The organism is Klebsiella sp. WP4-W18-ESBL-05, assembly GCF_014169075.1.
Taxonomy (GTDB): Bacteria; Pseudomonadota; Gammaproteobacteria; order Enterobacterales; family Enterobacteriaceae; genus Kluyvera; species Kluyvera ascorbata_B.
Genome location: NZ_AP022057.1, coordinates 980,503 through 1,001,038 on the forward strand (window position 1 = coordinate 980,503; position 20,536 = coordinate 1,001,038).

General features: G+C 54.9%; 19 protein-coding genes, 1 pseudogene and 1 riboswitch. Of the genes and pseudogenes, 16 read left to right on the forward strand and 4 right to left on the reverse strand.

Annotated features, from left to right (window positions below; all coding sequences use genetic code 11):
• Positions 1 to 4: 4 nt before the first annotated feature.
• Complete coding sequence (puuA, locus tag H7R58_RS04700) at positions 5 to 1,423, reverse strand: glutamate-putrescine ligase (RefSeq protein ID WP_182930068.1); 1,419 nt, start codon at positions 1,421 to 1,423, stop codon at positions 5 to 7.
• A 223-nt stretch (positions 1,424 to 1,646) separates the two neighbouring features.
• Here puuA and puuD point away from each other — a divergent pair, with 223 nt between their 5' ends.
• From puuD to puuE, 5 genes are all read left to right on the forward strand, one after another.
• Positions 1,647 to 2,399, forward strand: coding sequence for a gamma-glutamyl-gamma-aminobutyrate hydrolase (puuD, locus tag H7R58_RS04705; RefSeq protein ID WP_182928676.1), 753 nt, complete (start codon positions 1,647 to 1,649; stop codon positions 2,397 to 2,399).
• A 26-nt stretch (positions 2,400 to 2,425) separates the two neighbouring features.
• Positions 2,426 to 2,983 carry an HTH-type transcriptional regulator PuuR gene (gene puuR / locus H7R58_RS04710; protein WP_106925831.1) on the forward strand — a complete coding sequence of 186 codons (558 nt, stop codon included), beginning with the start codon at positions 2,426 to 2,428 and terminating at the stop codon, positions 2,981 to 2,983.
• Between the two features lie 223 nt (positions 2,984 to 3,206).
• On the forward strand, positions 3,207 to 4,694 hold the full coding sequence (puuC, locus tag H7R58_RS04715) for an aldehyde dehydrogenase PuuC (protein ID WP_182930069.1): 1,488 nt from the start codon (positions 3,207 to 3,209) through the stop codon (positions 4,692 to 4,694).
• Between the two features lie 2 nt (positions 4,695 to 4,696).
• Entirely contained in the window at positions 4,697 to 5,977 is a 1,281-nt protein-coding gene (gene puuB / locus H7R58_RS04720) for a gamma-glutamylputrescine oxidase (protein ID WP_106925835.1), read from the forward strand.
• 40 nt (positions 5,978 to 6,017) lie between these two features.
• Entirely contained in the window at positions 6,018 to 7,283 is a 1,266-nt protein-coding gene (gene puuE / locus H7R58_RS04725) for a 4-aminobutyrate transaminase (protein WP_106925837.1), read from the forward strand.
• 251 nt (positions 7,284 to 7,534) lie between these two features.
• Here the strand turns inward: puuE and H7R58_RS04730 are convergent, their stop codons facing one another.
• Together H7R58_RS04730 and H7R58_RS04735 are read right to left on the reverse strand one after the other, a co-directional pair.
• A complete protein-coding gene (locus H7R58_RS04730; RefSeq protein WP_106925839.1) occupies positions 7,535 to 8,107 on the reverse strand; it encodes a hypothetical protein in 573 nt (190 codons plus the stop codon).
• A 210-nt stretch (positions 8,108 to 8,317) separates the two neighbouring features.
• Entirely contained in the window at positions 8,318 to 9,070 is a 753-nt protein-coding gene (locus tag H7R58_RS04735) for a DeoR/GlpR family DNA-binding transcription regulator (RefSeq protein ID WP_106925841.1), read from the reverse strand.
• Between the two features lie 713 nt (positions 9,071 to 9,783).
• Between H7R58_RS04735 and H7R58_RS04740 the strand changes: the two genes are divergently transcribed.
• The 4 genes from H7R58_RS04740 to H7R58_RS04755 all read left to right on the forward strand — a co-directional run bounded on the left by H7R58_RS04740 (position 9,784) and on the right by H7R58_RS04755 (position 11,766).
• The gene (locus H7R58_RS04740; RefSeq protein ID WP_106925845.1) at positions 9,784 to 10,479 is read left to right on the forward strand and encodes a porin; all 696 of its coding nucleotides are present in this window, start codon (positions 9,784 to 9,786) and stop codon (positions 10,477 to 10,479) included.
• A 168-nt stretch (positions 10,480 to 10,647) separates the two neighbouring features.
• The gene (locus H7R58_RS04745) at positions 10,648 to 11,181 is read left to right on the forward strand and encodes a hypothetical protein (RefSeq protein WP_182930070.1); all 534 of its coding nucleotides are present in this window, start codon (positions 10,648 to 10,650) and stop codon (positions 11,179 to 11,181) included.
• Between the two features lie 67 nt (positions 11,182 to 11,248).
• Positions 11,249 to 11,482, forward strand: coding sequence for a 4Fe-4S mono-cluster protein YjdI (gene yjdI, locus H7R58_RS04750; protein ID WP_182930071.1), 234 nt, complete (start codon positions 11,249 to 11,251; stop codon positions 11,480 to 11,482).
• A gap of 11 nt (positions 11,483 to 11,493) precedes the next feature.
• The gene (locus H7R58_RS04755; RefSeq protein WP_106925851.1) at positions 11,494 to 11,766 is read left to right on the forward strand and encodes a GNAT family N-acetyltransferase; all 273 of its coding nucleotides are present in this window, start codon (positions 11,494 to 11,496) and stop codon (positions 11,764 to 11,766) included.
• 37 nt (positions 11,767 to 11,803) lie between these two features.
• Here H7R58_RS04755 and H7R58_RS04760 read toward each other — a convergent pair whose 3' ends face one another.
• Entirely contained in the window at positions 11,804 to 12,415 is a 612-nt protein-coding gene (locus H7R58_RS04760; RefSeq protein WP_182930072.1) for a LysE family translocator, read from the reverse strand.
• A 139-nt stretch (positions 12,416 to 12,554) separates the two neighbouring features.
• On the opposite strand from H7R58_RS04760, the gene H7R58_RS04765 reads away from it, so the two are divergent.
• From H7R58_RS04765 to mqo, 7 genes and pseudogenes are all read left to right on the forward strand, one after another.
• On the forward strand, positions 12,555 to 13,019 hold the full coding sequence (locus H7R58_RS04765; protein WP_182930073.1) for an Lrp/AsnC family transcriptional regulator: 465 nt from the start codon (positions 12,555 to 12,557) through the stop codon (positions 13,017 to 13,019).
• Positions 13,020 to 13,064: 45 nt separating this feature from the next.
• A riboswitch (Fluoride riboswitch) is annotated at positions 13,065 to 13,126 on the forward strand.
• Between the two features lie 70 nt (positions 13,127 to 13,196).
• Positions 13,197 to 14,516 (forward strand): voltage-gated chloride channel family protein, encoded by a 1,320-nt coding sequence (locus H7R58_RS04770; RefSeq protein ID WP_182930074.1) that lies wholly within the window; start codon positions 13,197 to 13,199, stop codon positions 14,514 to 14,516.
• Positions 14,517 to 14,658: 142 nt separating this feature from the next.
• The gene (locus H7R58_RS04775; RefSeq protein WP_182928536.1) at positions 14,659 to 16,005 is read left to right on the forward strand and encodes an LLM class flavin-dependent oxidoreductase; all 1,347 of its coding nucleotides are present in this window, start codon (positions 14,659 to 14,661) and stop codon (positions 16,003 to 16,005) included.
• Between the two features lie 9 nt (positions 16,006 to 16,014).
• Positions 16,015 to 16,845 (forward strand): ABC transporter permease, encoded by an 831-nt coding sequence (locus tag H7R58_RS04780; protein WP_106925861.1) that lies wholly within the window; start codon positions 16,015 to 16,017, stop codon positions 16,843 to 16,845.
• Between the two features lie 51 nt (positions 16,846 to 16,896).
• Positions 16,897 to 17,868 carry an ABC transporter substrate-binding protein gene (locus H7R58_RS04785; RefSeq protein WP_106925863.1) on the forward strand — a complete coding sequence of 324 codons (972 nt, stop codon included), beginning with the start codon at positions 16,897 to 16,899 and terminating at the stop codon, positions 17,866 to 17,868.
• A complete protein-coding gene (locus H7R58_RS04790) occupies positions 17,865 to 18,638 on the forward strand; it encodes an ABC transporter ATP-binding protein (protein ID WP_182930075.1) in 774 nt (257 codons plus the stop codon). Before H7R58_RS04785 ends, H7R58_RS04790 begins: the two co-directional genes overlap by 4 nt.
• Before the next feature lie 192 nt (positions 18,639 to 18,830).
• Positions 18,831 to 20,486, forward strand: a pseudogene (mqo, locus tag H7R58_RS04795) (malate dehydrogenase (quinone)).
• Positions 20,487 to 20,536: the final 50 nt, after the last annotated feature.

Here is a 20,536-nt window from a genome sequence, read left to right on the forward strand (position 1 = left end):
GGCGTCATGCGTTTTTCAACATCCACTCAATTTCTGTTTCGGTGATGAGCCGCTCAAATTGCAGCAGTTCATCGTTCTTACAGGCGTGGTAAACGTGGCAAAAACGTTCGCCCAGATAGTGACGCAGCGGGGCGTTTTGCATAAATTCCCACAGCGCATCGCTCTGGCGGATGGGGAAAGGCAGCCCTTCCTGCTCCAGCCCGTTACCTTCCACTTCTTCCTGCAACGGCAGCTCGTTATCGAGGCCGTGCAAAATACCGGCAAAAATGGTCGCCATCACCAGATATGGGTTGGCGTCGGCCCCCGCCACGCGATACTCCACGCGATGGTTATGGCGATCGCCGCACGGAATGCGCAGCGCAACCGTGCGGTTGTTGTGGCCCCATGATGCCTGGGTCGGCACGTACATGCCCGGCTGGAAGCGACGATACGAGTTCACGTTCGGTGCCAGCAGCGCCATGGAAGACGGCATCAGGTCGATCATGCCCGCCAGCGCCTTTTTCAGCAGCGCAGAATCTTCGCCATCGGCATCGGCCAGCACGTTTTCACCGCGGTTATTCATCAGGCTGATATGGATGTGCATACCGCTGCCCGCGTGCTCTTCATAAGGCTTGGCCATAAAAGTGGCGTGCATCTTATGCTTTTCCGCCATCAGGCGCACCAGGCGTTTCAGGGCGAGCGCATCATCGCAGGCGTCGAGCACGTTATCGGTGTGATAAAGGTTGATTTCAAACTGGCCCGGAGAGGCTTCGGCGACCGCGCCATCGGCGGGGATCAGCTGCAGCTGTGCCAGTTCATCGATGTCGTTGAGTACGTCGGCAAAGTGGTTGAGGTTATCGACGGAGTAGACCTGGCTCTGGGTGTTGCGGTCATCGGTTCCCGGCGCGCACGGTGGCTGCAGATAACCTTCGGCGTCGCGTTGACGGTCGAGTAAATAGAACTCCAGCTCTACCGCTACTACCGGGAACAGTCCGCGCTGGCGTAGCTGCTGCCACAGGCGGTTGAGTACGTTCCGCGGCTCAACGTCAAAGGGAGCGCCATCTTCATCGACCATGGTCAGTAACATCTGCCCAACGTATTCAGGATCTGCCGCCGAAGGCGTTAAGGTCCCCAGCACCGGCACGCAGGTGCGGTCAGGCTCACCCATCTCCTGTCCGAGCCCCGCTTCTTCAACCACGTTGCCCAGAATATCCATGGCAAACACGGACGCCGGGAAATAGCAGCCTTTTTCGAGTTTTTTCAGGCTGGAGACCGGCACGCGCTTACCGCGGAAACAGCCGTTCAGATCGGTCAGTAAGACATCGACGGACTGCGTGTTGGGATAGCGTTCAAGGTAGCGTTTTACTTCCTGCGCAAACGCGCTGCCCCGCCTCTCTTCTGACTGCTGAACATAGCTCTCTACTTCAACGATATTAGTTTCCATGATTCTTCGCCTTTGGTTTTGTTGCCCACCCGCGTTCAGGTGTAAAATATAATGACCATTACTCGAATTTGTATGCAAACGAAATGTTTGTCAAATGTTAAATTAAGTTTGCAAATACGAAATCTCACTGCTAGATTGAAAAAATATTGAACATAAAGGTCAATTTAACGGCAGTAATGGCTATAATTTAGTCCACTTTGTGAGGGCGATCATGGAAAATATAATGTACAAGCCGGTTATCGGTATCGTGATGTGCAGGAACAGGCTTAAGGGTCATGAGACCCAAACCCTGCAAGAAAAGTACCTGAATGCCATTATTCGTGCGGGCGGGTTGCCCATTGCGCTGCCGCATGCGCTGGCAGAGCCTGAATACCTGAACGCACTCCTTCCCAGACTGGACGGTATCTACCTGCCAGGAAGCCCCAGCAATGTGCAGCCGCACCTTTATGGTGAAAACGGCGATGAGCCTGACGCCGATCCCGGGCGAGATCTTCTGAGCATGGCGTTAATCAACGCAGCGCTCGAAAGGCGCATCCCCATTTTCGCCATTTGCCGTGGACTCCAGGAAATGGTGGTGGCGACCGGTGGGTCGTTGCATCGCAAGCTGTGTGAACAGCCGGAGCTGCTGGAGCACCGGGAAGATCCGGAGCTGCCCATTGAGCAGCAATACGCGCCGTCGCATGAAGTTCAGGTGGTGGCGGGCGGGTTGTTATCCCGCCTGTTACCGGATTGCAGTAGCTTTTGGGTCAATTCATTGCACGGTCAGGGAGCTAAAGTGGTCAGCCCTCGGCTGCGTGTTGAGGCGCGTGCGCCGGATGGGCTGGTGGAAGCGGTCAGCGTGAATGACCATCCTTTCGCGCTGGGCGTACAGTGGCACCCGGAATGGAACAGTAGCGAGTACGCGCTTTCGCGTATATTGTTTGAGGGCTTTATCACCGCTTGTCAGAACCATATCGCGGAAAAACCGCGACTCTGACCCCTACACTTAAGGAAATGCATATTATGAGTGATGACGGACTGGCGCCAGGAAAACGTTTGTCGGAAATCCGCCAGAAGCAGGGACTTTCACAACGTCGTGCCGCCGAACTCTCTGGACTGACGCACAGTGCTATCAGCACGATTGAGCAAGATAAAGTCAGCCCTGCTATCAGTACGCTGCAAAAGCTGCTGAAAGTTTATGGTCTGTCACTCTCGGAATTCTTTTCCGAGCCGGAAAAACCTGATGAGCCGCAGGTCGTTATTAATCAGGATGACCTGATTGAAATGGGCAGTCAGGGGGTGTCGATGAAGCTGGTTCATAACGGTAACCCTAATCGCACGCTGGCAATGATTTTTGAAACGTATCAACCGGGCACCACCACCGGGGAAAGAATAAAGCATCAGGGTGAGGAAATAGGCACTGTACTGGAAGGTGAAGTGGTTCTGACGATTAACGGTCAGACATATCACCTGGTCGCTGGGCAGAGCTATGCCATTAATACCGGCATACCGCACAGCTTCAGTAATACATCGGCAGGAATTTGCCGGATTATCAGCGCCCATACCCCCACCACGTTTTAATCTCCCCTGGCCGCTCTGGCTGATGCAATGGCTGTTCTATCGCCGTCATAACGGATTATTTTTCGCCGCCGGGATGTATTTCCCGGCGGGGTAAAAAAGTACACGTAATTAAAAAGAACGTCATAAGCGCAAATACGGGTTATTGACCCGGGGCGCTTTGCGGCCTGCTGTTGCCCGGCGTTCACCCATCAAGCGTATTTGAATACGAAAATCAGGAGTCAAAATGAATTTCCATCATCTGGCTTACTGGCAGGATAAAGCGTTAAGTCTCGCCATTGAAAACCGGTTATTTATTAACGGCGAATATTGTGCTGCCGCCGACAATACGACCTTTGAAACCCTTGACCCGCTTACCCAGGCTCCGCTGGCAAACATTGCCCGTGGTCAACACGCCGACGTGGATCGCGCGGTACAAGGCGCTCGCGATGCATTTGAACGCGGCGACTGGTCGCAGGCGGCGCCGGCGAAACGTAAGGCGGTGCTGAACAAACTCGCCGACTTAATAGAAGCCCATGCGGAAGAGCTGGCGCTGCTGGAAACGCTGGATACCGGAAAGCCGATTCGTCATAGCCTGCGCGATGATATTCCTGGCGCGGCGCGCGCGATTCGCTGGTACGCCGAGGCGCTGGATAAAGTGTATGGCGAAGTCGCCACCACGAGCAGTAATGAGCTGGCGATGATTGTGCGCGAGCCGGTTGGCGTGATTGCTGCCATTGTCCCGTGGAACTTCCCGCTGCTGCTGACCTGCTGGAAATTAGGCCCCGCGCTGGCAGCGGGCAACAGCGTCATCCTGAAACCGTCGGAAAAATCCCCGCTGACGGCACTGCGCCTGGCCGGGCTGGCAAAAGAGGCGGGCATTCCTGACGGCGTGCTGAACGTGGTAAGCGGCTTCGGGCATGAAGCCGGGCAGGCGCTGTCCTTGCATGCGGATATCGATGCGATCGCCTTTACCGGCTCCACCCGCACCGGCAAACAGCTGCTGAAAGATGCCGGCGACAGCAATATGAAACGCGTCTGGCTGGAAGCGGGCGGTAAAAGCGCCAATATCGTCTTCGCCGACTGCCCTGATTTACAGCAGGCCGTCAACGCCACGGCGGGCGGTATTTTCTACAACCAGGGGCAGGTGTGCATTGCCGGTACGCGCTTGCTGCTTGAAGACAGCATTGCCGATGCGTTTTTAGACCTTTTACAAGCGCAGGCGCGCAACTGGCAGCCTGGCCATCCTCTCGACCCGGCCACCACCATGGGGACACTGATCGATTGCGCCCATGCTGACACCGTGCACACCTTTATTCGTGAAGGCGAGCGCAAGGGGCAGCTGCTGGTGGACGGTCGTCAGACGCCGTGGCCTGCGGCAATCGGCCCGACCATTTTCGTTGACGTTGACCCTACAGATTCCCTCAGCCGGGAAGAAATTTTTGGCCCGGTGCTGGTGGTCACTCGCTTTAAAACCGAAGCGCAGGCGCTTGCGCTGGCCAACGATAGCCAATACGGACTGGGCGCGGCGGTATGGACGCGCGACCTGTCCCGCGCTCACCGCATGAGCCGCCGCCTGAAGGCCGGCTCGGTCTTCGTGAACAACTATAACGATGGCGATATGACGGTGCCGTTCGGCGGCTACAAGCAGAGCGGTAATGGTCGCGATAAATCGCTGCACGCCCTTGAAAAATTCACTGAACTTAAAACCATTTGGATCAGCCTGGAGGCTTAATCATGACCGAACATACCACCAGTTATTACGCCGCCAGCGCCAATAAATATGCGCCATTCCCGACCCTTGATGAGTCCATTCATTGCGACGTCTGCGTGGTGGGCGGCGGCTATACCGGCCTGTCGTCGGCGCTGCATCTGGCCGAAGCGGGGTACGACGTGGTTGTGCTGGAGGCCGCGCGGATTGGCTTCGGCGCCAGCGGGCGTAACGGCGGGCAGCTGGTTAACTCCTACAGTCGCGATATTGATGTTATCGAAAAAAGCTACGGTATGGACACGGCGAGAATGCTCGGCAGCATGATGTTTGAAGGCGGCGAGATTATCCGTGAACGCATTCAGCGTTATCAGATCGACTGCGACTACCGTCCGGGCGGGCTGTTTGTGGCGATGAATCACAAGCAGCTGGCGACGCTGGAAGAGCAAAAAGAGAACTGGGAGCGCTACGGTAATACGCAGCTGGAGCTGCTGGATGAAAAGGCGATCCGCCGTGAAGTGGATAGCGAGCGCTACACCGGCGCGCTGCTGGATCACAGCGGCGGGCATATTCATCCGCTGAATCTTGCCATCGGGGAAGCCGACGCTATTCGCCTGAACGGCGGCCGCGTTTATGAACTGTCGGCAGTCACCGGCATTCAGCACACCTCGCCGGCGGTGGTCACGACCGCCAAAGGACAGGTGACGGCGAAGTTCGTGATCGTCGCGGGTAACGCGTATCTGGGTGACAAAGTGGAACCTGAGCTAGCCAAACGCAGCATGCCGTGTGGCACCCAGGTGATTACCACCGAGCCGCTGTCCGATGAGCTGGCGCGTTCGTTGCTGCCGAATAACTATTGCGTCGAAGACTGTAACTATCTGCTTGATTACTACCGCCTGACCGCCGACAACCGTCTGCTTTACGGCGGCGGGGTGGTTTACGGGGCGCGCGATCCTGATGACGTTGAGCGACTGGTGGTCCCGAAACTGTTGAAAACCTTCCCGCAGTTGAAAGGGGTCAAAATCGACTATCGCTGGACCGGTAACTTCCTGCTGACGCTTTCGCGCATGCCGCAGTTCGGTCGACTGGATAAAAACATTTATTACATGCAGGGCTACAGCGGCCATGGTGTGACCTGTACCCACCTGGCCGGACGGCTGATTTCGGAACTGCTGCGCGGGGACGCGGAGCGTTTTGATGCGTTCGCCAATCTGCCGCACTACCCGTTCCCGGGCGGGCGGACGCTGCGCGTACCGTTTACCGCGATGGGCGCGGCCTATTACAGCCTGCGCGATCGTCTGGGCGTGTGATTAATTCGATTAACGATGAATAACCAAAAGGTCTGAAAACATGAGCAATAACGAACTTCATCAACGTCGTCTTTCTGCCACGCCGCGCGGCGTTGGCGTGATGTGCAACTTCTTCGCGCAGTCGGCGGAAAACGCGACGCTCACCGACGTCGAAGGTAAAGAGTACATCGATTTCGCCGCCGGTATCGCGGTGTTGAACACCGGACATCGCCATCCGGATCTGGTCGCGGCGGTTGAAAAGCAGCTCCAGCAGTTTACCCATACGGCCTACCAGATCGTGCCTTATGAAAGCTATGTCAGCCTGGCCGAAAAGCTCAATACGCTGGCACCGGTGAGCGGCCCGGCAAAAACGGCCTTTTTCACCACCGGCGCCGAAGCGGTAGAGAACGCGGTAAAAATCGCCCGCGCCTATACGGGCCGTCCCGGCGTGATTGCGTTTAGCGGCGGTTTCCACGGACGCACCTATATGACCATGGCGCTGACCGGTAAAGTGGCCCCTTACAAGCTGGGCTTTGGCCCGTTCCCGGGGTCGGTCTATCATGCACCGTATCCTTCTGAACTGCAGGGCATCACCGTTGAAGATTCGCTGAAAGCCATCGAACGTCTGTTTAAAGCGGATATCGACGCTAAACAGGTCGCGGCGATTATTTTTGAGCCGGTACAGGGGGAAGGTGGCTTTAACGTCGCGCCGAAAGAGCTGGTCAGCGCGATTCGTCGTCTGTGCGATGAGCACGGGATCGTGATGATTGCCGATGAAGTGCAGAGTGGTTTTGCCCGTACCGGGAAACTGTTTGCCATGGATCATTATGCCGATAAACCTGATTTGATGACGATGGCCAAGAGCCTGGCGGGCGGTATGCCGCTGTCCGGCGTAGTGGGCAATGCAAAAATCATGGATGCGCCCGCGCCGGGCGGGTTGGGCGGCACCTACGCAGGTAACCCGCTGGCGGTCGCTGCCGCACACGCGGTGCTGGATATCATTGAGAAAGAGTCGCTCTGCGATCGCGCGCGTCGGCTGGGTGAACGGCTGACCCAGGCGCTGGTTACGGCAAAAGAAAGTAACCCGAGCATTGCCGCGGTGCGTGGCCTGGGGTCGATGGTGGCGGCAGAGTTTGTCGACCCTAAAAGCGGCGAGCCTTCCGCCGCGCTGGCGCAAAAAGTCCAGCAGCGTGCGCTGGAAAAAGGCTTACTGCTGCTGACCTGCGGGACTTATGGCAACGTCATTCGTTTCCTTTATCCGCTGACCATTACGGAAAAACAATTTACCGCCGCGCTGGCTATTTTGCAGGGCACGTTGGCTGAGTAATGTTCGTGTTTTGATAGGGATGTTTGTCCGTCGATAGCGGCCCGGCACTTTAAGCCGGGCCGCTGTTTTTCGAAAGATATTTACCTGCCTTCCGGGATGGCGCTTTTCGACACGAAAAGCGCATCAGCGCGATGACGTCACCGGCAGCAATGGCGGTGTCGTCTCGGTGTTTGTGGGGCAAAATGCCCTCGTGGCTAGCGCCGGGAATATCGCCATGGCCGATGGTGGCGCTAATGTTGTGAATGTCCTGGTTAGCTAAAGTGAAAATAGGCGAGAACAGCGGCAGTAACCACTATCGCCAAACGAAACAGCCCTTCACGATGCCGGGTTAGCCATTTCCGCTCATAGCGCAGCGGCGTGTAGAAAGGGGTGACCCATTTTAGAAACTCGGCATTGAGGTTATCTAACGTCTCTTTGGGCTCGTTTAGCTGACGACCAACAATGTATTGGCGTCGGAGTAAATCGACCCGGCAGTGAGCAATGAGTTCTTGTTCAGTTGTCAGCTCCGATTGATCAATAAATTCGAAGGCATCAAGCACCACCTGGTGTCTTGCTTGCAAATCTTTGTGGGTCACAAATGCATCACAGGTGATCAGGTCACCTTGAGAGGTGAACGTCTGAAGGTCGATGCCATGTTGCGCCTGTAAATTGTCGATGAGCTGTTGCCTGATAACCCGATTAAACGGCCTGATATAACCCCACGTTGGATCACTATCTTGACCAAATGACTCATAACGGTAGAACTCGCCCTCCATAGACTTTCCTGATTGTTCGAAGCGAACATAACCATCCGGTTTAGTCAGGTAATAATGGGATACGGACATAAGCTTCCTTAAAACAATCAATGCGTAAGTTCTTATGCATTCATTGAACTATGCGAGAGGTTATTTATCAATGGCCTCATGGCTAGCATATATAGGGATAGTTTTGTCACCGGCCTGCCAGAGTGGCAAAGGTGGCGTCGATCATAACGCCGCTCGCCAGCGCAGAGGCCATTCTAAGGATAAGCCTGGAGAGGACGTGGTTAGCCCTGGTTAGTTAATAAGCGCGACGTTGCTGCGAACCAGCGCCTCGGACAGCGATGCGTCCAGCTCCCCGTCGACGATAAGCGTGCTGGCCAGACTAAGTTCGCCAATGGCGAAGGCGGAGGCGGCGTTGATTTTTTCGTGGGAGGCCATCACGACCGTCTCTGAAGCCCTCTCACTAAGCAGTCGTTTTACGCTCGCTTCTTCGAAACTGCCGGTGGTAAAGCCCGCGCGGTGGTGCACGCCCGTCACGCCCATAAAGAACAGATCGGCGTTGATTCTACTGGCGGCTTCAGCCATTGCCGCTCCGGTGGTAACCACCGAGTGTTTAAACAGCGTACCACCGAGCAGAATGACCTCTACTTCCGGGTAGTCAACCAATCCAACGGCGATATGTGGGCTATGGGTCACAACGGTGAGAGGCAGCGCCTTTGGCAGCAGTGCGATCATCTCTGAGGTGGTGGTGCCACCGTCGATAATGACGACTTGCCCTGGGTTGATTAACGCGACGGCCTTCCGTGCAATGGTTTTCTTCGCGTTTATTTGCACATTTTTTCTTGTTTCGAACGGCGCGATCGCGGCGGAAACCGGCAGTGCGCCGCCGTGGACGCGCTGGAGTAACCCGGCGGCGGCAAGTTCACGTAAATCCCGGCGAATGGAATCTTCAGAAACATTAAAGTGCTGGCTAAGCCCGGTCGACTGCACCTGTTTATCTCGTGCCAGTATGGCCAGGATCTGTTGTTTTCGTTGGCTGGCTAACATGTCTTTTGCCTGTTTATCGTTGAATTTGCACGATTATGCATAATGGTGCGCATGCTGTCATCTCTCACCCACGGCATTCACATTGTGAGTCAGCTGGCACGCAAGAAAGCGCGTCGCGTTCGCTCTCGCGACAGAGAGAACGAACGGGAGAGGGGTTTAAGCGCAGCGATAACCAGCCTGGTCTGAAAGAGCGGGAAGCTGATTATCTGATGATGACATTCTCCAGCATGCAGGCCTCGGCGTGAGATGATAAGGAATAACCGAATAAACATGGCAGGGATGGAAAAAGTGAGAATGAGAGAAGCTGAGAAATGTGATCCAGAAAAGTTCAATCGATGCCGTTAGATATCGCCTGAAAGTGTGTCAAATGCTGCAATGTTATTTGGTTAATTCTTAATATTTATATTGTTGGGAAGGTGAATTATTGATAATAAAAAAATAACGCATGAAATTATTGTAATTTAAGTCATTGAAAATAAATGAATAAATATCTTATCTAAAGTTATGTAAGCTCAATGTAAATTAATCTTTGGTGTGATCTGTGGCGGTGTTTTTTGTTCGTCAATCCCTATTTTCTTGACACCTGTCACGTCCTTTCATTTCGTACAGTTATGAAATAAATCTTTACGATCTCGATCACTAAAATATCTTTCGCAAAAAAATAAAATGCAATTCCATAAAAATGAAACACAATTCCAATTGAGGGTTATTGCATGTTTAAAAAATCTCTGGTCCTGATGGCATTATGTGGTGCATCCTTCGCAGCCTCTGCGGTAACGGTCGATTTGCGTCATGAGTTTATTGATGGTGGCAAAACAGATAAAACTAACGCCGACCGTGTTTCGGTTTCTCATCGTTTCGCAAATGGCTTTGGTTTCTCGGTAGAAGCAAAATGGAAATCGGGTGGTGATAATACTAATCAGCCGTTTGCCGACTTTGTCGGTAATGGTCATGAAGAGTCTATTAGCTATCAATACAAATTTAATAAAAACTTCTCTATTCAGCCGGGCTTTAATATTGAAAGTAACGACAGCCGTTCTATTTATAAGCCAAACCTGCGAGTGCAATACAGCTTTGACAACGGCTTCTATGTAGCGGCACGCTACCGTTATGACTATACTCGCTACCCGTCAAATGCGAATAAAGACGACGATAAGGTAAACCGTGGTGACGCATGGGCTGGCTATGTGTTTGGCGACTGGCGTACCGAGCTGAACTACGTATATGCACGTAGCTCTGAAGGCAATGCGCGTAACAACAACAAGCCGTACTCCCAGGAATACAACGTGAAAGTGGCGTACAAAATTGACAAAAATTGGGCGCCATACGGTGAAGTGGGCAACGTGGGCGTTAACGACCGTAGCGACCGCCAGACCCGCTTCCGCGTAGGCGTCGCTTACTCCTTCTAACGCTTACCAGCATCAGTGAAACCCCCGGCGAAGCATGCCGGGGTTCTCTTTTTCCTCGCCGCAAAACGTCCACCGCGTATCGCGTGAACAAATTAATTAATGTTACTACGCCGTTGTGTCGCTCTTACCCCACGTCTTTCGTATTCACATCATCGAAGAGGTTTGTGTATGGACAACGCTATTGCCGTAGTATTACTGCTCATCGTGAGTTTTTTAGTTTTAGGAGGTGGATGGTTTCTTATCATGCGCACCGAACTGAAAATTGAACAAAAGATGCGAGATGAGTTCGAACTAAAAAGAGAAGAGGAAAAGCAGCAGAAGATGCTGCAAAAATATGAGGAGCTGCTGGCAATGGAAATCGAATGGCATACTCAGCGGCTGGCAAGCATTCATTTTTTTCTCGCCAAAATAAAGAAAAAACAGGATGCAGAATACCGTAGTACCCACCCCAGCATTAACGGTGATAACACCCAGCTGCATTCCAGAATCAAGGCACTGATCTTTATCTACTTCCCTCATTTACAGGATGATTACGCCAAGCTCTGCAAACTGGCAGACTGCACGGTCTATTTTGACTATGTCTACGGACGATCTAACGACAGCGCGCGGGTGATCCGCGAGCTCTCGGACAAAATGCAGAAGTTTGCCGCCCTGTCGACCGAGTTCCAGAACCGCATCCGCAATGAAGTGACGGTGAAATGAGTGGCGATCCCCATTGCCTCAGGTCTATGCTTAGCCTCGAACCATATAATTAAATAGAGGCAATGTCATGGATAAGGAACTACTGGATGCGGGGTATCGCGTCTATACCGGGGAAAAAATCGATGTCTATTTCAATACTGGCATTTGTCAGCATTCCGGTAACTGTGTCAGGGGCAGCAGCAAACTGTTTAACCTGAAGCGTAAACCGTGGATTATCCCGGACGAAGTGGATGTGGCTACGGTGGTGCGGGTGATTGATACCTGCCCAAGCGGGGCGCTGAAATACCGTCATCATGACTAAACGAGGGTGCGATGGAAATACTGGAAGGGCATAACAAGTTTTATGTGAACGATGCGCAAGGTAATCAGGTCGCCGAAATCGTCTTTGTACCAACGGGCGAGCATCTGAGCATTATTGAGCATACCGACGTTGATCCTAGCCTTAAAGGGCAGGGCGTTGGCAAACAGCTGGTGGCAAAAGTGGTGGCGAAAATGCGCCAGGAGCAGCGTAAAGTGATTCCGCTGTGCCCGTTTGCGAAACATGAATTTGATAACACTCGCGAATACGACGATATTCGCGCCTGAACCCCTGCGCCAGCCCGGCTGGCGCAGCTCTCACCCATTAGCGCAGCTGCTCAACGAGCAGAATTGCCGCGATAATCACCATCAATCCCCCGGAGAGCCGGCTGACGACCCGCGCCGCCTGCGGGCGGCTGGCCAACAGCGCGCGCGAACCGTAGCCCACCAGTAAATAGATGAGTGTACAGGTGATCAGGTGCATCAGCCCCAGCGCTGACATCTGCAGCGCCACCGGCCATTGGCCGTGAGGGTCGGTAAACTGCGGCAGCAGCGCAAGGAACAGCAGAAAAACCTTTGGATTCAGGCCGCTGATACACAGTCCCTTCAGCGCCCACTGATTCCAGCCGCCGCTTAGCTGGCGGGCGGAGGATATCGTTGCCGGGCGACGCAGTAGCGCGATGCCGAGCCACAGCAGATAGGCTGCCCCCAGCAGGGTTATTGCCGTTAGCGCCATCGGGTGCCCGGCAATCAGTACACCCACGCCGGCTACCACCACGAGGGTCGCCAGCAGATGCCCTGAGATAAGCCCCGCGACGGCCGGTACGATGCGCTGTCCGTGAATACCCGCGCTGATGGTGTAGGCCCAGTCGGCCCCTGGCGTCACGATCAGCAGAAACGACACCAGCCAGAAGCCGGCGACAAAGCTCATTGCCATGGTGGACATCCTTTATGATTTGTCATTGCGTTATTCTTCGAATCACTTGAGTCGTGGTCGAGAAAGAATAACGGTATTGCCGCGCAATGAGCTTTCAATGTTATGCTTGAAATGGATGGTAAGAGAGAGAATCTTCTAAATGGACAGTATCGATCGAAAAATTCTTGCTGAGCTCCAGGCCGATGGTCGTTTATCGATTACCGAACTCGCCGAACGGGTGAATCTGAGCCTGTCGCCGTGCCATCGGCGCCTGCGTGCGCTGGAGCAGGAAGGGGTGATTACCGGCTATCGCGCCAATCTCGATCCGGGCAAGATGGGCTTTAATTTTGTCGCGCTGGTGTTTGCCACGCTGAGAGAGGGCGATCGTAACGCGGTGAGCGCCTTTGAAGCAGCGGTCGAAGATATCCCACAGATTGTGCTGGCGCAGCGTTTATTTGGCGACCCGGACTATTTAATGCAGGTCGTGACGCGCGACCTCTCTTCGTTCCAGCAGCTCTACGATCAAAAGCTCTCGGCGATGCCGGGAGTACAGCACCTGCGTTCGACGCTGGTGATGAAAACCGTGGTGCAGGACCGGCCGTTTCCGCTGGAAACGCTGAAATAGTTTCGTGCGTAAAGTGCTTGGCTGAAACGATTCGTGTGCTAATATAGCGTGACAGGGGATGGCATTCCCCCTTGAACCGCCGTGTGGCTGATGATGCCTGTTTTTATTCCTGGACCGGGAATGAGCAGGCACACCTCTACCGCGTCCAGGATGATCAATTCATCTAAGGATGCGTCAATGATCTCTGAACGTTTCGCACGTAAAAATACGCTTTTCTTTCTTGTGCAGTGGCTGCTTGTGGCTACGGTGATTGCCGTGCTTGTCGGCTCGGCTTCCGCACTGTTTCTCTTTTCGCTTGATTGGGCCACCGCCACACGCATCGGCCATCGTTGGCTGATCGGACTGTTGCCGTTCGCCGGGTTTGCCGTCGGTTGGCTGTACCTGCGCTTTGGCCGTTCGGTAGAGGCGGGAAACAATCTGATCCTCGAAGAAGTGCATAATCCGGCGAATACGATCCAGCTGCGAATGGCGCCGCTGGTGTTTATCGGCACCGTGGTTTCGCATCTGTTTGGTGCTTCGGTCGGCCGCGAAGGCACCGCCGTGCAAATGGGCGCCTCTATCGCCGACCGTTTTACGCCGTTGTTGAATCTTGATAACGATGCGCGGCGAATGGTGCTGATGGCCGGGGTGAGCGCCGGTTTTTCTTCCGTCTTTGGTACGCCGCTGGCCGGGGCGATATTTGGGATGGAGGTGATGGCGATTGGCCGGATGCACTACACCGCCATCTTCCCCTGCCTGCTGGCGGCGGTGATTGCCGACCAGGTTGGCCTGATGTGGGGCGTGCACCATACGCACTATGCAATGTCGCTGATCCCGCCGATGTCGCTCTGGACGCTGGGTGCGGTGATTATCGCCGGCGGCTGTTTTGGCCTGGCGGCGCGCGCGTTCGCGGATGCCACGCACCTGATTGGCGGCATCATGAAGAAATACGTGGCCTATGCGCCGCTGCGCCCGTTTATTGGCGGGATAATGGTAGCGCTGGCGGTTTACCTGCTGCACGCGGATCGTTATATCGGCCTTGGCATACCGACCATCGTTGATGCCTTCCAGCACCCGCTGGCACCGTGGGATTTTCTCGGCAAGCTGGTCTTTACCGTCGTGTCGCTGGGTAGCGGCTTTAAAGGCGGCGAGGTGACGCCGCTATTTTATGTCGGCGCGACGCTGGGTAATGCGCTGGCGCCGCTGTTGCATCTGCCGTTTGCCTTCCTGGCAGGGCTGGGCTTTGTCGCGGTCTTTGCCGGTGCCGCCAACACGCCGCTGGCTTCTACCCTGATGGCTATTGAGCTGTTCGGCGCCGACGTTGGCGTGTACGCGGCGATGGCCTGCGTGATGGCTTATCTGGTCTCTGGCTATACCGGTATTTATCGGGCTCAGCGGGTTGCCTGCCTGAAGCATCAGGTGGTACCGGAAGGGATTGCGCTGTCGGAACTGCCTGCCTGGCAGCGTAAAAATGCTCGCGAACATGCCCGGACCGAAGAAGCAAAAGCGGATAGCTAATAACGTATTGTTGTAACAGCATGGATTTCTTATTGCAAAAATGTAAATAACGAACTCAATATTTGTTATTTCAGAATGGCGGCTCATTCTGGCTATCTTGATTTCAGCCCACTCCCCGGCAATGAATCAGGAGAAAACCAGAATGAGCAGACAAATCAAATTAGGCGCTTTTCTTCCCGGCGGCGGTCAACATATTGCGGCGTGGCGGCATCCGGATCAGCCTGCCGACGGCGCAACCAGTTTCGAATTTCATAAGCAGCTGGCGCAGACCGCCGAGCGCGGCTTGTTTGATGCCTACTTTCTGGCCGATGGCCTGGCGATCCCGGCCTCTGGCGTAACCGACGGCGGCACGGCGAAGGTAGCCGGTTTTGAGCCGCTCACGCTGTTCTCCGCGCTGGCGCCGCTGACCAAAAATATCGGCTTTATCGCCACCGCATCCACCACCTATGAAGAACCCTATAATCTGGCGCGAAAGTTCGCCTCGCTGGATTTGATCTCCGGCGGCCGCGCGGGTTGGAACGTGGTGACCACGGCGACGGAAGCGGCAGCGCACAATTTCAACCTCGATACCCAGCATCCGCATGAATACCGCTATCAGCGGGCGAAAGAGCACGTTGAGGTGGTGAAAAAACTGTGGGATAGCTTTGAAGATGATGCGTTCCTGCGCGATAAGGCCTCCGGGCAGTTCTTCGATCGTCAAAAGGTGCACGACACCAACCACGTCGGCAAATTCTTTAAAGTACGCGGCCCGCTGAACGTCGCGCGCTCGGCGCAAGGTCAACCGGTTATCGTACAGGCCGGGCAATCGGAGAGCGGTCGGGCGCTGGCGGCAGCCACGGCGGAAGTGATCTTTACCTCCCACCAACATCTCGAGACGGCGCAGGCTTTTTATCGTGACATCAAATCTCGCGCCAGGGCGGTCGGCCGTAATCCGGATCACGTGCTGATCATGCCAGGCGTTGCGCCGTTTATCGGGCGTACCGAGGAAGAAGCCAAAGAAAAATACCACAAGCTGACTTCGCTTATCGTCGAAGCCGATGGCATTGCGCTACTGAACGGTCTGGCCGGTGGCGGGATCGATCTGGGGAAATTCGATCCTGATGGCCCGCTGCCGCCGCTGCCGGTGACGGAAGGCATGAAGTCGCGTCCTGAGCTGATCCGCCAGATCGCCGATGACAACAATTTCACTATCCGCCAGCTGTACCAATGGGTGGCGACCGCGCGCGGGCACTTTACCGTGGTCGGCAGCGCTGAGCAGGTGGCCGATACGCTGCAGGAATGGTTTGAGAACGAAGCGGCCGACGGTTTCAACGTGCTGCCGCCCTGGCTGCCGGGCGGGCTGGATGACTTTATCGAGCTGGTGGTGCCTATTTTGCAAAAGCGCGGGGTGTTCCGCACTCGCTATGAAGGCACAACGCTGCGCGAAAATCTGGGGCTGCCGTTTGCCGAAAACCGCTACAGCGCTGCGCGCAACGCCAAAGTGGCCTGAGGAGGAGCTATGTTTTATTCCGCTACGCGTATTCGTCTGAAGGCCCGCCGCGCCGCCGCGCCGGCCTACGGTCTGTGGTATCAGCGCAGTTTGTCGCTGATTGCCCGTTATGGCCTGCTGGCGCTGTTTTTCGCCGGCTGGCAAATCGCCAGCACCGCGGGCTGGTTGAACGCCGCGGTGATCCCGCCGCTGGATAAAATCTTTGTCGCGCTGTGGAACGGCATAACCGAAGGGGCGCTGCTGGGGGACATCACCATTAGCCTGCAGCGAGCCGGTCTGGCCTTTGCCGCTGCCATTGTGGTGGGCATTCCGCTGGGACTGTTTATGGGGCAAATTCGCCCGCTCGAACAGGCGCTGGACCCCATCTTACAGCTCTTCCGTCAGACTTCTGCGCTGGCGCTGTACCCGATCTTTATCCTGCTGCTGGGGCTGGGGGAAACCTCAAAAGTATTCGTCATCTTCTGGGCGGCGCTGTTCCCGATTCTGCTGTCGACCATTAGCGGCGTGAAAGAGGTGGACGGTAAGCTGCTGGAAATGGCGCGCACTTTCGGCGCAGGCCGTCTGACGCTGTTTTACCGGGTGATTGTCCCAGCTTCCGTCCCTTCTATTTTTGTCGGCCTGCGTCTGTCCGCGACCACTGCGCTGCTGTTGCTGATTGCCGCTGAGATGATTGGCGCTAATCAGGGCATCGGTTTTCGGGTGATGAATGCGCAATATAACTTCCAAATTCCCATGATGTTCGCGGCAATATTTCTGCTGGCTTTTGCCGGGTTATTAGCGAATGCCATTCTGGTCATTTTGCAACGCCGACTGTGTCGCTGGAACTCTCGTAACCATTAATTTTGCACGTTATTTTGCGTTTTTACATCTAGCCTGACGGGAATATAAATAATGAAAAAACAGATCTATTTTGTGTGGGTAGCGGTCCTTTTTCTCGTTGGCATGAGTGCCTCCGTACGGGCGCAGGAAGAGGTCACGATGCGCTATATGGCGAGCTACGGCGGTATTTCTGCGCACGAATTAGCGGAAGCGCTGGGGTATTTTAAAGGCACCGGCGTAGCGATCAAAAATGCCGGCTACGCCAGCGGCGGCCCGGAGTCGTTATTTGCGCTGGCTTCTAACAGCATTGATATTGGCTCGGCGGCGACGCCTGCGGTGATTAACGCCATCGCCAACGGCAACGACTTCGTGGCGGCATACCCGACCAACGGCATCAATGAGACCACCAAATCTATCTTCTACGTGAAGGAAGATAGCCCGATTAAGTCCATCAAAGATTTAGTCGGAAAAAGCGTCGCTGTGAATACCCTGGGTGCGCATCTGGACTACACCCTGCGCGAAGCGTTGCACCAGGCGAACCTGCCGGAAAACGCGGCGAAGCCGGTTGCGGTGCCGGGCCCACAGCTCGAGCAGACCTTGCGTTCCGGGCAGGTGGACGTGGCGGCGTTTGGCTACTGGCAAACCACCTTTGAAGGCGCGGCGCGTAGCCACGGCGGCCTGCGTCCTATTTTCAACGATGCTGATGTGCTCGGCCCGATTGCCGGCGGCTTTACGGTGCTGCGTGCGGATTTCGTGAAGCAGCATCCTGACGCAGCGCGCGTCTTCGTTGTGGAATCTGCGCGTGCGCTGGACTTTGCCCGTGATAACCCGGAAAAAGTGCGCGAAATTATGGCTAACATCCTCAAAGAACGCGGTGAAAACCCGGAAGTGGCGAAGTACTTCACCGGCTACGGCGTGCGTAAGGGCGGGCAGTCTGAGCCGCACGACGTGCAGTTCTGGCTGGATATTCTTGAGCGTGACGGCGTGCTGAAAAAAGGCCAGTTAAAAGCCTCAAACATTTTGCTCAAAACGGAAGGTGTATGATGACGGCGACGATACAAACCCCGCGCGGCGATATCTCAATTCGCAGCTTGCGTAAGACCTTCTCCCTTGAAGGCAAGCCGTTTGATGTCTTCCGCGACCTCAATTTACAGATTGAAAGCGGCCAGAGTATTGCTATCGTCGGGCCGAGCGGTTGCGGGAAAACCACGCTGCTGCGTATTCTGGCGGGGCTGGAAACACCTGACGCCGGCGATGTGATTATCGACGGTCAGGCGGTGCACGGTATGAGCCGCGAGCGGGCGGTCATATTTCAGGAGCCGCGCCTGTTGCCATGGCTGACGGTGCTGGAAAACGTCAGCTTCAGCCTGGATGTGCAAGGCGTTGCGCGCAAGCAGGCCAGGGCGCGGGCGAAAGAGGCGATTGAACTGGTGGGGCTGAGCCACTGTGAGCAGGCCTTGCCGAACCAGCTTTCCGGCGGCATGGCGCAGCGCGTGGGGATTGCGCGAGCGCTGACGATTCAGCCAGAGATCCTGCTGCTGGATGAACCGCTGGGGGCGCTGGATGCGATGACTAAAATCACCATGCAGGAAGAGCTGGTGCGCATCCGTGACGCGGAAAAAATGACGATGGTGCTGGTGACGCACGATCTCGAAGAGGCGATTTATCTGGCCGATCGGGTGTTGATATTACCAAAAATCAAGGGCGATACGATTCGTACCATTGAGGTCACGCTGCCGCGTCCGCGCGAGCGCAGCAGCAGCGAATTTGTCCGTCTTCGCCAACAGTTAATGGCAGAATTTGGCCTGCATTAATTGATACTCGAATAAAGGAGAATATTAACTTTATTTCCTTGCAAAGAATGCGGCTGCTTTTTTTAATTAAAAAAAGCGGGCAGGGGAGTATTGTTAATGTTTTTAATTAAATATGGGTGATATTTTAAAATAATGTAAAAGTGCGCTACTATTGTCGCACTCAATACATTCTGCTATGCGAATATCATCATTATGCCTGCAATTAATAAAAAACTATTCTCGCTGGCCGCGCTTGCGCTGCTGGTGAATTCAGCCGCTTACGCCAATTCCGATACGCCGGAAAAAACCGATGTTCTGCTGATCGGCGGCGGCATCATGAGCGCCTCACTGGGCACCTGGCTGCAGGAATTACAGCCTGACTGGAAACAGGTCATGGTCGAAAAACTCGACAAGGTGGCCCTGGAATCTTCTAACGGTTGGAATAATGCCGGAACCGGCCACTCGGCCAACATGGAATTAAACTACACGCCGGAGCGCCCGGACGGCACTATCGACGTGAGCAAAGCGCTGGAAATTAACGAACAGTTTATGATTTCCCGCCAGTTCTGGTCGGCACAGGTTAAGCGCGGCGTGCTGAATAATCCGCATGCGTTTATTAACTCGACGCCGCACATGAGTTTCGTGTGGGGCGATAAAAACGTGGAATACCTCGGCAAACGCTACGATGCGCTGCAAAAAACCACGCTGTTCCTGGGCATGAAATTCTCAACCAATCATCAGCAAATTGCCGAATGGGCGCCGCTGGTTATGGCTGGCCGTGACCCACAGCAGAAGGTGGCCGCGACCTAGACGCCGGTGGGGACGGACGTTAACTACGGTGAAATTACTCGCCAGCTGATCGGCAGCCTGCAAAAGAACCCGCACTTCACACTGCAAACCTCCTCTGAAGTGACCGAATTTAAGCGCAACGGCGATAACTCCTGGCATGTGACCATTGAAGATGTGAGTAGCGGTAAACAGCACGCGATTGACGCGAAGTACGTGTTTATTGGCGCTGGTGGCGGCGCGCTGAAGCTGTTGCAGAAAACCGGTATTCCGGAAGCGGATAATTATGCGGGCTTCCCGGTGGGCGGTTCCTTCCTGATGACTGAGAACCCGGATGTCACTCGCCAGCATCTGGAAAAAGTCTACGGGCAGGCGTCCGTGGGTGCGCCGCCGATGTCGGTACCGCATATTGATGCGCGCTTTATCGACGGTAAGCGCGTGGTGCTGTTCGGGCCGTTTGCGACCTTCTCCACCAAGTTCCTGAAGCAGGGATCGTTCTTCGATCTGCTAAGCACCACCACGACCAGCAACGTAATGCCGATGACCCACGTTGGCCTGGATAACTTTGATCTCGTGAAATATCTTATCAGCCAGGTGATGTTAAGCGACGACGATCGTTTTGCGGCACTGAAAGAGTATTACCCTGCAGCACGTAAGGAAGACTGGACGCTGATCCAGGCCGGTCAGCGTGTGCAGATTATTAAGAAAGACGCTGACAAAGGCGGTGTGCTGAAGCTGGGGACCGAAGTTGTGGTTGACCAGCAGCGCACGATTTCTGCACTGCTGGGCGCATCGCCCGGAGCGTCAACGGCTGCGCCGATTACGCTGAACGTGATTAAAAAGCTGTTCCCTGAGCAGTTTAACTCGCCGGAATGGCAGAGCAAAATCCGCAGCATCGTGCCGAGCTTTGGCCAGAATCTGAATGGTAATACCGCGCTCACCCAGCAGGTATGGGATGACACGGCCGCCACCTTGCAACTGACCAAACCGCCGGTTATTCAGATGCCCGCCGCACCGGTCGCGCAGGCTAAACCGGTAGAACAGCCGGCGACCGCCTCGCCGCAGCATGATATGGCGCTGTAAGCCTCGCGGCTGACCTGAATAATAAAAAAGACCTGACGGTTACCCCGGCA